The sequence below is a fragment of the Paraburkholderia sp. EB58 genome, from assembly GCF_050436665.1.
GTDB lineage: Bacteria > Pseudomonadota > Gammaproteobacteria > Burkholderiales > Burkholderiaceae > Paraburkholderia.
In genome coordinates this window covers 15,032-27,474 of sequence record NZ_JBNDMQ010000014.1, presented here as the reverse complement: position 1 = coordinate 27,474, position 12,443 = coordinate 15,032, and the positions used below count along the sequence as shown (strand labels likewise).

Below are 12,443 nucleotides of genomic sequence, written 5' to 3'. Positions count from 1 at the left end.
ACGAGAGCGTGACCATCGTCGACAACGATGACCTCGCCGCGGCGACGGAACATGCTCAGTCGTCGAGTAGCGCCTCGAGTATCGTCACGTCGAGCGGCTTGACAACCAGGGGTGTCAGTTCGCGAACCAGTTGCTTAAAGTGCTCGGTGCGCTCGTGCTGGGCGAGCGCTGCGCGGCTTGCCCATCGTTCGAAAAAGACAAACTGATCGGCGCGGTTGAGGTCGCGGTGCGGCGTATAAAGCAGACAGCCCGTCTCGGCACGACTCGGCGCCACACAACGCAATAACACTTGCTCGATCGCGTCAGCGGTACCCGGTTTGCCTTGAACGATTGCGACTACACGGATTTCAGACGACATGCGGTGCTCTCCTTGACAAAGGGTCACGAGTGTAGCGCCATACCGGCGATCATGCTCGCGGGCCGTCAGGGCATCTGGGGGGCACAAACGAGCAAAGCGGTCAGGAACGCTCCTTGCGTATGCGTCCCAAAGAGACTGCGAAGAGACTGCGTCGAGCCGACCACCGGGAGCATGAAAATGACAACCGAAAATCTGCAGGACCAGCTAGAGCCGGAGCTCGTTGTCGAAGACAAAGCGGAACGCTCCTGGATGAGACGCCTGGGCCCGGGCCTGATAACGGGAGCCGCCGACGACGATCCGAGCGGCATCGCAACCTATTCGCAGGCCGGCGCGCAGTTCGGCTTCGGGCTCTTGTGGACCATGCTGCTCACGTACCCGCTGATGGTCGCCATTCAACTGGTCAGCGCAAGGATGGGACGAGTTACCGGAAAAGGACTCGCTACCAATCTGCGGCGTCACTACTCGCCTGCCGTGCTTTACTTCGCAGTGCTGCTGCTGTTCATCGCAAACACCATCAATATCGCCGCCGATATCGCGGCCATGGGCGCAGCCGCGAAGCTGGTGCTTGGCGGCCCGGTGCAACTCTATGTCGTGCTGCTGGGCGTATTTTCTCTTCTGCTGCAGATGTTCATGCCGTACGAGCGCTATGCACGCTATCTGAAATGGCTCACGCTGACGCTATTTGCGTACGTTGCGATTGCCTTCGTGATTCCCGTCGACTGGAAGGCGGTGGGTTTGAGCATCGTCAAACCTCCCATCGTTTTTTCGGCTCCCTATCTGACAACCGTGGTCGCGGTACTGGGGACGACAATCAGCCCCTATCTTTTTTTCTGGCAGGCATCGCAGGAAGTCGAGGAGATCCGCTCAAGTCCGGTGCAGCAGCCACTGCTACGTGCGCCGATACAGGCCACCGCCCAACTCAAGCGCATCAATCTGGACACATGGGTCGGCATGGGTCTGTCCAACGGTATCGCGTTCTTTATCATTTTGTCGGCGGCGGCAACGCTGCATGCTCACCACATCGAGGTGAACACAACGGCCGATGCCGCCAGCGCGCTCAAGCCCATCGCGGGGAACCTTGCATTCGCGCTGTTCAGCCTTGGCATTATCGGCACCGGTATGCTCGCGCTGCCTGTGCTGGCTGGCTCCGCTGCATACGCTGCGGCCGGAACGATGAAGTGGCGCAATAGTCTGGCGCTCCAGGTCAACCTCGCAAAGCAGTTTTACGCCGTAATTGCAGTATCGATTCTCGGCGGCGTCGCGTTGACCTTCACACACTTCGATCCGATCAAAGCGCTCTACTGGAGCGCTGTTATCAACGGTCTCGCCGCCGTGCCGATCATGGCGCTTGTCATGCTGATGTCGGGCAACCGGCGGGTCATGGGCGAGTTTGCCGTAGTTGGTCTGCTGCGCATCTTCGGCTGGATCGCTACGGCGGCGATGGGATTGGCGGCAATCGGCATGTTCTGGCCTGGCTGATCAGCGTGCCCGGACCGCCGTGGTCGATAAAGCCGCCGTCGCGCGATCCTTCGGAGAGCAGATCATCATTCGCGACGGGGATGATCAAAAAAGAAGCGCAGCATTTCGGCACTCGCGTCTGGACCGCTCGGGTCCGTGTAGCTGCCCTGGGCATTCCCACCCGCCCACGCGTGCGGTGCGCCGTGAATGGTCCACATTTCCGCCTCGACACCATCGCTGGAGACCAGTCGCGAAACGCTGCAGGCCCGCTGGCCCGCATTGATCCGGCGCGCGTCGTTGGAAACGTCCGGTTTTGCATCAAAGCCCTGCACGATGCGCGTGGCATTCGTGATGTGCACCGTCGCGTCTGCGTCGCCGTGAAAGACGATCATGGGCCGTCGTGGCGCACGTGCATCGCGGATTGCACGCCCTGCTGCTCCACCGCGTCTGCCGCCTTTCATGGCTGCGAGCGCCGAAGGTAAATCGTGCGCACAGCCCGCGGGAAGACCGGAGTGCACACCGGCCGCGGCGTACAGTTCCGGATACGCCTCAATCATGATCGCCGCCATGGCGCCGCCCGCCGACATACCGGCGATATAAACGCGTGAAGGATCAACGTTGTGAGCTGCGATGATTTCACGCGTGATGCCTGCGATCAACGACGGCTCGCCGCGCTCGCGATGCTGATCGTTGGGCTTGAACCAGTTCCAGCACTTCGACGGATTGGCCTCCCGCGGCTGCACCGGATAAGCAACGAGGCATCGATGCCGCTCGGCAAGCGCATTCATCTGCGTGCCCCTCGCGAAATCATTGGCGTCCTGCGTACAACCGTGCAACATCACAACCAACGGAAGTGGCTCACCGGTGGCGCCCGCAGGCACATAGAGCCGATATTGACGGCTACCGGCAGCGTTCGAATACGTGAGCGTGCTGAAATGGCCGCGCTCTTCAACGTCGACGTCTGCTTGCCGCGTCGCACGGGCGACAGGCGCCGTCTTCCTTGCTTCCGCAAACGGTGAGACTACGGGTCTCGCCGTCTCATCCTGCGGCACGGTTTCGCTCGGTGCGCCGGAGGCTTCGCCTCGCAGTGCGCGTTGTATCACTTCTGTCGCTTCAGCAGCGCCGCGGGTACGTAATAGCGTCATCGCTTCGTGCATCGAATTTAGGAATCCTTCATTTAATTTCATCATCTTGTCCGGTTAGCGAGTGTATCGGGGTTAGTCGGGGTTTGACGGTGCCGGTCGTCGAACGGCTAGCGGATTCTGTCCGCAAGCGCCCTCTTCACGGCTGGCGAAGCATGAAACGCTCCCAGCACCTCCACGCTCCCGATGGTCTGGAGCGCGAGTTCTGCCGAAACGTCCGAGGCAATGCTCGCCAGCCCCAGCACCTGAATGTTGAGACGTTCGTGCGCGGCTCGCACCGCCTCGAGATCCTGCCTGGAAAAATGCTGCAATCCGAGCACCAGCGCACGACGCGTAATGGTTTCCTGGACGACCTGCGCGTGCAGCGCGAGCTGGTTGCGAATGGCCGTGCGAATCAGGTCTGTCCGGTTCGAATAAAAGCCCTCTTCGACCAGCAGATCGATCTGTCCGAGATCGACGGGACCGAGATTGATCGTGATCTTTTCCGAATCACCGCCTTTGGGACGCGTCGCGTCGGGTGCCGCCAGATTTTTCATATTTCCATCTTCTTACCATCCATATGGATGGTTATAGGCCGATTCTGGGCGCGCCGCAACATCTTAATTAGGGGTCGGACGATGTCGGCGCGCGCCGCCAATCTGCCCAGCGCTGCCCCACAGCTCGACGCAACATTAAATTTTCTGAACCTTTCCGCATGCGCCCGGAGGCAGGAGTAGCGCGATGTTCCCGTTACACCGGCTGGTCAGACCTTCATATCTTTTAACGTGTTCGGCTGCTTCGCACTGCATAGAATCAAATACGTTTCTGACGCCACCACCCTCGACGCCTGCAGGAGAAAGCATGTCCGCCCTTCTCACGCCTCATCAACTACCATCCGGCTTGTCCGTCAAAAACCGGGTTGTTATGGCGCCTATGACACGTTGTCGAGCAAAGACTCGTGGATTGCCCAATGCGCTCATGGCTCAGTACTACGAGCAACGGGCTTCGGCCGGTCTGATCATTACCGAGGCCACCAACGTCAGCGAAATGTCTGCCGCGTTCGAGCTAGCGCCGGGGATCTATACCGATGAACAGAGGGAAGCCTGGCGTCCTGTTGTTGCGCGTGTGCATGCAGCAAGCGGACGGATTTTCCTGCAGCTTTGGCATGGGGGCCGCATTAGCTCTTTCGCGCTGCTCGACGGGCAAGCTCCATTGTCACCCTCGGGAATCAATGACGATCTCGAGCAACTACAGGTATGGGCGCAGTTGCAAAACGGGCACTACACCAAGATCCACGCCACTCCCTCGCGGGCGATGAGCACGGCCGAGGTCACCGAAGTCGTAAGCTGCTATGGGGCGGCGGCCAAGCGCGCTCACGCGGCAGGCTTTGATGGCGTCGAAGTCCACGCCGCCAACGGATACCTCCTGCATCAGTTTCTCTCTTCGACTATTAACACGCGCAATGACCAATACGGCGGTTCCGTCGAAAATCGCGCACGCCTTCTCCGCGAGATTCTCGAACAGATTGGCGATGTCATGCCGCTTAGCAGAGTCGGTGTGCGCATTTCACCCTTCGCGTTGTACAACAATGTCCGGGACCCCGACCCTGGCGCGACCTGCCGTTACGTGTCACAGATGCTCCAGGAAATGGGCGTTGCCTACGTCCACGCAGCAGACACCAATGGCTGGATCGGAAAGCCGGATTTGCCGGAAATTATCGAAATTATCAGGGGCTCCTTTGATGGAACATTGATGGTCAATGGAGGCCTGAGCCTGGAGCAAGGGGACACCTTGATTGCTGACGGAACGGCACAGTTAGTCGCGTACGCTCGGCTCTTCATCGCGAATCCGGACCTCGTCGCACGCATCGGGCATCAGCAGCCGCTAACGACCGCCAACAGCTTTGGGTGGTACGGGGGCGACGCTGCGGGATACACAGACTACCCGACCTATGCGAACGAAAAGGCGGCCCCGGGAGGACTGGAACTAGGCGACTTTTGAATATCACTGAGTGATTGCAGCCACGCTATGGGCCGCGTTGACCACGCCGGGACCTGCGGCTTCGGCCGGCTGCCATCCCGAGATGCGCTGCAGTTGCGTCGCGATGTCGTTCAGTGCGTCCTGCACCCGGCGCAGTGCATCCAGCATGATCGCCTTGGCGTCGGCGTCCGCGATCGTGTTCCAGGTCTCTCGCGCCATGCGTTGCAGCACGAAATGCACGTGACTTCAGGAAAATTAAGCGGCGCCCAAGGATATTTCGTTGCAGCCTGTATAGCATTCAAATACGCGGGAGTGGCATGTGACACCGTGGGTGAAAACTCGAAAAATTCGAACTCAATTGATCATGTGATCAATTATAGAGTATATTTCAACTCACGTTGAGTCCGTGAGTATTACGGAATGCTGACCGATATCTTCGTGTTGACGCGTTGTGACGCGGTTACTTTGTGGAAGGTGCTGCGATGACTCGCAAGCCGGTAATTTTCGCGGCTATCGCCGCTGTCCTTGTGGCATGCGCCGTCGCTGTGGGCATCATGTGGGAACCCAGCATTGCTGCGGTGCAGCCGCCTGCGGCATCGTCATTCGACCGTCAGCTCAAACTGGATGGCGCGCGCGTCGTCGCGCTCGGTGACTGCGTGGTCTGCCACACCGCGAGGCGCGGCCCGCCGTTTGCCGGCGGCCTGCCGCTGGCTACGCCGTTCGGCACCATCTATGCGACCAACATCACGCCCGACGCTGAGACGGGCATCGGTACGTGGTCGCTGCAGGCGTTCACCCGCGCGGTGCGCTACGGCATCTCGCGTGACGGCCATCAACTTTACCCAGCCTTTCCGTATATCCACTTCACGCGCATGTCGGACCATGACGTGGCCGCTGCGTATGCGTATCTGATGAGCCGCGATCCGGTCAAGGCCACAGCGCCCGACAACAAGCTGATCTTTCCGTTGAATTTCAGGCCGCTGGTCGCGTTCTGGAACGTGCTGTTCCTGCATCCGGGCGAGCGTACGCCGGACGCGGCGCAAACCGCGGAGTGGAATCACGGTCACCTGCTGGTGGACGGCCTCGGACACTGCGCATCGTGCCATTCACCGCTCAACGTCATCGGCGGCGAGAAGTCCGGCCGTGCATTCGACGGCGGCCAGGTGGACGGCTGGGAGGCACCGCCGCTTAACCAGCTGGGCAATGCGGTCAGGCCCTGGACAAAAGAGCAGCTGGTGACCTATCTGCGGACCGGCCGCGCCAGCGAGCACGGCGCCGCTGCGGGCCCCATGCTGCCCGTCACGCGCGACCTGGCCACCGTGCCGCAAGAAGACGTCGAGGCCATCGCGGCTTACATCCTGTCGATTCAGAATCCGGTCCCGCCTGCGATCGGGAAGACCGCTGCGCAGACATCTCAGGATGCCGGATCAGCCAGTGCACAGCGCGGCGCGATTCTGTTTAACGGCTCGTGTGCGTCCTGTCACGGCAGCGGCTCGCCCATGCAGACCATCGGCACGCGTCCCACACTCGCGTTCAGTACGGCTGTGAATGCGCAAACGCCACGCAACGCGATCCAGATGATGATGGGTGGCGTGCCGTGGCACGGTGAGGACAGGATGAACTACATGCCGCCGTTCGGCGACGTCTTCAGCAACGACCAGCTTGCCGATCTGGCGAGCTACCTGCGCGCCACCTACTCGACGCGGGTTCAGTGGACCGCTGTCGACGACACCGTATCGAAGGTCAGAAAGGAGAATGAGGCGCGATGATCCAGCTCACAGTAAATGGGGTGCAGCACGCCCTCGACATCGATCCGTCGACGCCGCTGCTGTATGCCCTGCGCAACGATCTGCAACTGCACGGCGCCAAGTTCGGCTGCGGCCTTGGGCAATGCGGCGCGTGCACGGTGATTGTCGGCGACCGGGCGGTCTTTTCGTGCCTGCTGCCGGTCTCGGCCATCGGCAACCGCCTTGTGCGGACCATCGAAGGCCTGGGCACGGTCGACCATCCCAGCCCCTTGCAGAAGTCCTTCATCGAGCTTCAGGCGGCACAGTGCGGCTATTGCATTGCCGGTATGGTCATGCGCGCCCAAGCCCTGCTCGACCGCACGCCGCATCCCACTGAGGTGCAGTTGCGCGAGCAGATGGAGCCTAACCTTTGCCGTTGCGGCACTCATATACGCATTCTGGCGGCCATCCGGCAGGTGGCAGGACTGCCCGAACCCGCTCAGGCAACCGGAGCATCGCAATGAGCGCACAGGACGATCAGGTCGACGAGGGACGCCGCCGCTTCGTTCTGTCGGGCGCGTTGGTCGTCGGCTTCACTCTGGTGCCGGGCGCGAATGCGCTGGCGCAGGAAGTGATCGCCGACGAAGGCGCCGCAGTGCAGGTCAGCAAGCAAAACGATCTGCTCGCCGGCAGCCTGAAGACGAACCCTTTGCTCGACGCGTGGATCAAGATCGCGCCTGACGGCAAGGTGACGGTGTTCACCGGCAAGGTGGAACTCGGTACCGGCGTGCGCACCGCCTTGCTGCAGGTCGCGGCGGAGGAGCTGAACATGGCGCCGTCGCTGATCAACTTTCTCACCGCCGACACCGGCCTCTCCCCCGACGAAGGCTTGACCGCCGGCAGTCACACCATCGCGGACAGCGGCACAGCCTTGCTGAATGCGGCGGCACAGGTGCGCGGCCTGCTGGTGGATGCAGCGGCGCAACGTCTAGGCGTCGACAGTGCAACGCTCAAGGTTCAGGACGCGAAGATCACCACCCCCGATGGACGCACTGTGACATACGGGGAAGCCGTCCAAAGCGTCGATCTGCATCGCAGCGCCACGCCCACTTCGTCACTGAAAGATCCGGGCACGTTCAAGGTCATCGGCACGTCGCTCCCGCGTCTGGACATACCGGGCAAACTCACGGGCGGCGCCAGCTACGTGCAGGACATGCACCTGCCGAACATGGTGCATGCCCGTGCTGTGATGCCGCCGTCCTACGACGCCAATCTGCTCGAGACCAACGAGGCCGAGGTCATGAAAATGCCCGGCGTGGTGAAGATCGTCAGAAATGGCAATATGCTCGCCGTCGTGGCCAAGGGCGAATGGCAGGCCGTACTCGCACAACGAGCGCTCTCGGCTGGCAGCAAATGGAGCGCCGGACGCGCGCTGCCCGATCCCGCTACCGTCCATCAGCAGCTCAAGCCCCTTTGCACGCAACACATCGAAATCGCCAACACGCACGGGGCTGCGGCACCGGCGGTGAAGACGCTGAATGCGGCCTACATCAAGCGCTACCTGCTGCATGGTTCGATTGGTCCGTCGTGCTCGGTGGCGGTCTTCGAAAACGACGCCCTCACCGTTTGGACCCACTCCCAAGGCGTCTACCCGTTGCGCGACGGGCTGGCGGAAATGCTCTCGATGCCGAAGGAAAAGGTCCGCTGCATCCATACCGAAGGCTCGGGCTGCTACGGCCATAACGGCGCCGACGACGCGGCCACACATGCGGCGCTGATCGCAGTGGCGCTCCCCGCCCAGCCGGTGCGCGTGCAATGGATGCGCGATCAGGAGAACACGTGGGATCACTTCACGCCTGCGATGGTGACCGAGGTGAGCGCATCGCTCGACGCGCAGGGCAACATCGTCAACTGGGACTACGCGCTCTGGAGCAGTTCGCACAACGAGCGGATCGTCAACGCCGGGCGTCTCGTTCCCGCACGACAGCTGGCCAAGCCCTTCGTCTCTGCACCGTCGACGCCGATGCTGCAGCCCGAAGGCGGCGGCGACCGCAATGCGATTCCCTTGTACGTCCTGCCGAACGCCCATGTGATGAACAATTTCTCGCCGACAATGCCGCTCAACACGTCGGCCATGCGCTCACTCGGCGCGCACACCAACGTGTTCGCCATCGAAAGCTTCATGGATGAACTGGCGTTCGCAGCGCATATGGACCCCGTCGAGTTTCGCCTCAAGCACCTGCAGGATTCACGCGCGCAGGATGTAATCCGCCTCGCCGCGAAGGAATTCGGCTGGCCCCGGCCACCGCGTCAGCCCAACCACGGGATTGGCTTTGCGTTTGCGCAGTACAAGAACCTGATGGCTTATGTGGCGATTGCGCTTGAACTTTCCGTTGAGCGGGAAACCGGCCAGGTGCGCGTCGAGCATGTGGTGGCCGCAGTCGACTGCGGGCAGATCGTCAATCCGGATGGCGTGCGCAACCAGATTGAAGGCGGCATTATTCAATCGTCGAGCTGGACCCTGTACGAAGAACTGCAATACGATACGAAGCAGATCCGAAGCTTTGACTGGAGCAGTTATCCGATCATGCGCTTCTCCGCGGTTCCAGACAGTGTCAAGGTGCATCTGATCGACCGCCCCGGCGCGCGTTTTCTGGGGAGCGCCGAGGCCTCGATGGGGCCTACGGCCGGGGCACTCGCCAATGCCCTGTTCGACGCGACAGGCAAGCGTGTGCGTCAGATGCCGCTTGGCGGCGACAGTTTGCGAAGGCAAATCGAGGTCTAACCGTATGACTGGCAGTGTGCGGCCCACATGAAGATAGCAATCGCAGGCGGTTCGATTTCGGGGCTCGCGACAGCCCTTACACTGAATTGCACCGGCCATGAGGTGCGTGTCTACGAACGCTCCGCGCATGCCCTACGCGGGCAAGGCGGCGGCGTGGCAGTGTTGCGCCGCATGATGCGTTTTCTCGAGAATCATGGCCACGCTTGCCGCGACATGATCAGCGTGCCCACACATCGGCGCCGCTGGATCGAGGCGGACGGCGCCGTCACACGCGACGAGCCCGAGATGTTGCCGTTTTCTTCATGGGATGCGGTCTATCGTTCGTTGTGCAGCATGTTGCCCGCGCAGTGCATGCACTACGGACGCGAGGTGACGAGCTTCGTCCAGGATGCGCAGGGTGTCGACGTGCAGTTCGGCGACGGCCACAGCGAGCAGGCTGACATTTTGATTGCGGCCGACGGCACCGGGTCGCGCCTGCGTTCCCAGCTTTTTCCCGGCTACCAGTCGTCATTCGCAGGCTATATTGCATGGCGCGGCATCGTCGAAGAAACCGCCTTCGAGACGGAAGCGATCGCGAGCCTGGTCGAAAACATGACGCTGCACCGGCAACCGGGCGAGCTGTTCATGGCGTTTCTGATTCCTGCCCTGGATGGCTCGCTCACGCCCGGCAAGCGCCGTTTCAACTGGCTCTGGTATCGCAACGAAGGCAGCGCCGCCGAACTCCAGCGGCATCTGACCGACTCCGCTGGGCGCCACCACAATGCGTCGATCAGCGCAGGACGACTCAATGCCGGCTCGCTTGCCGAGCTCTACGGGCTGGCGGCGCAGCGCTTGCCGGCGGTCTTGTCGCAACTCGTGCTCGCCACCCGGGCGCCGTTCGTGCAGGCCATTTTCGACGCGCTGAGTCCCAGCTTTGTCGAAGGACGGGTCGCGCTGGTCGGCGACGCAGCCTGCACACTGCGGCCGCATACAGCCTCAGGCACATCCAAAGCAGCGGACGACGCCGTGTCGCTGGCCGAGGCTCTAGCCGCCAACAGCGACGACGTTGCGCAGCGTCTTGCAGTCTGGGCCGCGGCGCGCCGCGAGGCCGTTGCGCCGCTGCTGCAGAAAGGCCCGCAACTGGCGGCCGAATTCGGCCTTGGCAACGCGCAGGCTTGACACCCCTGTATCCAGGCGCGCTCGTCTTACGAAACGAACGCGGCGGCCAGGATCATCTCGTTGCAATTGGAAGGACGGTGTTGGCCTCGGCCGCGCGGCTTGAAGATCAGGTCACCTCTCTGGATGCGCTCGCCGGTCAGCGCGCAGTAGCCGCCATTGCGGGCCGTCACTCGAGTCCAGACCTGATCGACGTAGCGGCACATCGTCGGATCGCACCATGAAACCAGAACCGCTGCATCGCCCTGGCGCTCGATCGCCGTAATCTTGCTGCAGTATTGATCAGTCGACGTGTCTTGATGCGGGTCGCTCCGCTGCCCTCTGCATGCACCGTGGAGGTTCCAGGCGAGATCGCGGCACGACTCGCTGAGGAGGTCGTCCTCGCCGGCAAGATGAGATAAAAGCGACACTACCCGAGTCCAGGGATTGGCTTGTTCCATGACGGCATCTCAAGTCTGTTTGGGCAAATCGATCGCGCTCTCGGAACGCTGCTCGTTTGCCGCAGGCGCGACGTTCGCACGAGAGCCGGCGTGCAACAGGTGCGTCTGCACAAACGGCACCGCCCCTTCGCCAATAACTATACCCAGCAGGCCGGCCAGTGCAATCAAGGGTGGCGCAGGCGAATGCACGCGCACCAGCCAGTAAAGTAGCCCTACCACCAGACCGGCTCCAAATGAGATCAGATACGGCATCGCTTCTCTCTCATGCTGTTCTTCCGTGACTGAACGTCCAGAACCGCGTGCCAGCGTGCTGGTATGCACGCTTAGTGATGCGAACCAGAACGAGGAAGCCATCCGCAACGCTGCGACTGAGATCAGGTTACGGATAGACGACTTAAAAGTCCTGAAGGCAGCGTTAAATCTTGTGACACGCGCGGTACTCGCGCGGCGATATTCCATACGCCGCCTTGAACGCCCGGCTAAAATGCGCATTGTCGCTGAAGCCACACTGCAAGGCGATTTCCGCTATCGCAAGATAAGCGAGCCGCGGGTCGGTCAGGTTTTGCGCGCAGCGCAAGAGCCGCTGCTCCAGCACATACGGCCGGTAATTAAAGGCGGCCTCCGAAAACAGGTCGCTCAGGTAGCGACTCGACACGCCCATCGCCGCCGCGACCTTTGCAAGACTGAGATCAGGCTCCGTGAGGTGCTCGTCGATGAATGCCTTGGCCCGGCGAAATAAGGTGGACCGGTAGACGGTGCTATGCGTGCGCACCTGGCTCATATGCTCCCACAGCACCATGGTGAAAAGGTCGGTGACAACCGAGGCCGCCTGAACCGCTTTGGACCCTTCGAGCGCAGGTCCGACCGCTGAAAGACTGTGAGCGAAATCAGAAGCGAGCCGGGCGTACGGCTGCTCGCAAGCAAAACTCGTGGCCGTGACCTTTTCGATCTGATCGATTTTGGATACCACGTGATTGCGCGGCAACAACAGGTAGATAAAGGTCAAGTCTTCGAGAATCTGTTCCTCATAAGGCCGGGTGGGATCCGTTATGTAGAACTCACCGCGACGAACCACGACATCGTTCCCGTCCTGATGCGACGCGATGGCGCCTGACAGCGGCAGAATCAGCTTGATTCGATCGTCTTCCGAGCGGGCGATATGCTCGGGCTTGCGGCTGACGCGCTGCTCTGCAAGAAAGCAGGTCCCGACGCTGACCTCGCCCAGTTCGCTGCCGGTAACCCACGCATTGAACCGTTCGGGATGCTCACATTCCAGCCCGATTGGGATGTAAAACGATTCCACCACCTCGCGAAAGTGCGAGAAGCGTTGATTCACGGGGGTATCGTCGAGGCTAAAGACGGTTGATGCCATTACCTTCTCCCGTATGTCGGAACGACTTGATCACGGTGCAGCGGCTC

General features: G+C 61.3%; 13 protein-coding genes. 6 read left to right on the top strand and 7 right to left on the bottom strand.

What is annotated here, in order from left to right:
* Window positions 1-55: 55 nt before the first annotated feature.
* A complete protein-coding gene (locus P3T40_RS21065; RefSeq protein WP_429269663.1) occupies window positions 56-358 on the bottom strand; it encodes a putative quinol monooxygenase in 303 nt (100 codons plus the stop codon).
* A 249-nt stretch (window positions 359-607) separates the two neighbouring features.
* Between P3T40_RS21065 and P3T40_RS21060 the strand changes: the two genes are divergently transcribed.
* A complete protein-coding gene (locus P3T40_RS21060) occupies window positions 608-1,837 on the top strand; it encodes an Nramp family divalent metal transporter (protein WP_429269818.1) in 1,230 nt (409 codons plus the stop codon).
* Between the two features lie 65 nt (window positions 1,838-1,902).
* On the opposite strand, the gene P3T40_RS21055 is transcribed toward P3T40_RS21060, so the two are convergent.
* Entirely contained in the window at window positions 1,903-3,003 is a 1,101-nt protein-coding gene (locus P3T40_RS21055) for an extracellular catalytic domain type 1 short-chain-length polyhydroxyalkanoate depolymerase (RefSeq protein WP_429269662.1), read from the bottom strand.
* Between the two features lie 65 nt (window positions 3,004-3,068).
* Window positions 3,069-3,494: a CopG family transcriptional regulator gene (locus P3T40_RS21050; RefSeq protein ID WP_429269661.1), complete on the bottom strand. Its 426-nt coding sequence runs from the start codon at window positions 3,492-3,494 to the stop codon at window positions 3,069-3,071.
* Window positions 3,495-3,798: 304 nt separating this feature from the next.
* Between P3T40_RS21050 and P3T40_RS21045 the strand changes: the two genes are divergently transcribed.
* Window positions 3,799-4,938: an alkene reductase gene (locus P3T40_RS21045; RefSeq protein WP_429269660.1), complete on the top strand. Its 1,140-nt coding sequence runs from the start codon at window positions 3,799-3,801 to the stop codon at window positions 4,936-4,938.
* A 3-nt stretch (window positions 4,939-4,941) separates the two neighbouring features.
* Here the strand turns inward: P3T40_RS21045 and P3T40_RS21040 are convergent, their stop codons facing one another.
* On the bottom strand, window positions 4,942-5,136 hold the full coding sequence (locus P3T40_RS21040) for a hypothetical protein (RefSeq protein ID WP_429269659.1): 195 nt from the start codon (window positions 5,134-5,136) through the stop codon (window positions 4,942-4,944).
* A gap of 263 nt (window positions 5,137-5,399) precedes the next feature.
* Here P3T40_RS21040 and P3T40_RS21035 point away from each other — a divergent pair, with 263 nt between their 5' ends.
* Genes P3T40_RS21035 through P3T40_RS21020 form a run of 4 tightly spaced genes read left to right on the top strand, consistent with a single transcriptional unit; the run spans window position 5,400 to window position 10,587 of the window.
* The gene (locus P3T40_RS21035) at window positions 5,400-6,686 is read left to right on the top strand and encodes a c-type cytochrome (RefSeq protein WP_429269658.1); all 1,287 of its coding nucleotides are present in this window, start codon (window positions 5,400-5,402) and stop codon (window positions 6,684-6,686) included.
* Window positions 6,683-7,168: a (2Fe-2S)-binding protein gene (locus tag P3T40_RS21030; RefSeq protein ID WP_429269657.1), complete on the top strand. Its 486-nt coding sequence runs from the start codon at window positions 6,683-6,685 to the stop codon at window positions 7,166-7,168. Before P3T40_RS21035 ends, P3T40_RS21030 begins: the two co-directional genes overlap by 4 nt.
* Window positions 7,165-9,429: a molybdopterin cofactor-binding domain-containing protein gene (locus tag P3T40_RS21025; protein WP_429269656.1), complete on the top strand. Its 2,265-nt coding sequence runs from the start codon at window positions 7,165-7,167 to the stop codon at window positions 9,427-9,429. The genes P3T40_RS21030 and P3T40_RS21025 overlap by 4 nt, the downstream gene beginning before the upstream one ends.
* A gap of 27 nt (window positions 9,430-9,456) precedes the next feature.
* Entirely contained in the window at window positions 9,457-10,587 is a 1,131-nt protein-coding gene (locus P3T40_RS21020) for an FAD-dependent monooxygenase (protein WP_429269655.1), read from the top strand.
* A 26-nt stretch (window positions 10,588-10,613) separates the two neighbouring features.
* Here P3T40_RS21020 and P3T40_RS21015 read toward each other — a convergent pair whose 3' ends face one another.
* From P3T40_RS21015 to P3T40_RS21005, 3 genes are all read right to left on the bottom strand, one after another.
* Window positions 10,614-11,024 (bottom strand): DUF3331 domain-containing protein, encoded by a 411-nt coding sequence (locus tag P3T40_RS21015; RefSeq protein WP_429269654.1) that lies wholly within the window; start codon window positions 11,022-11,024, stop codon window positions 10,614-10,616.
* Between the two features lie 9 nt (window positions 11,025-11,033).
* Window positions 11,034-11,276: a DUF1427 family protein gene (locus P3T40_RS21010; RefSeq protein WP_429269817.1), complete on the bottom strand. Its 243-nt coding sequence runs from the start codon at window positions 11,274-11,276 to the stop codon at window positions 11,034-11,036.
* Between the two features lie 163 nt (window positions 11,277-11,439).
* Complete coding sequence (locus P3T40_RS21005) at window positions 11,440-12,396, bottom strand: helix-turn-helix domain-containing protein (protein WP_429269653.1); 957 nt, start codon at window positions 12,394-12,396, stop codon at window positions 11,440-11,442.
* Between the last annotated feature and the right edge of the window lie 47 nt (window positions 12,397-12,443).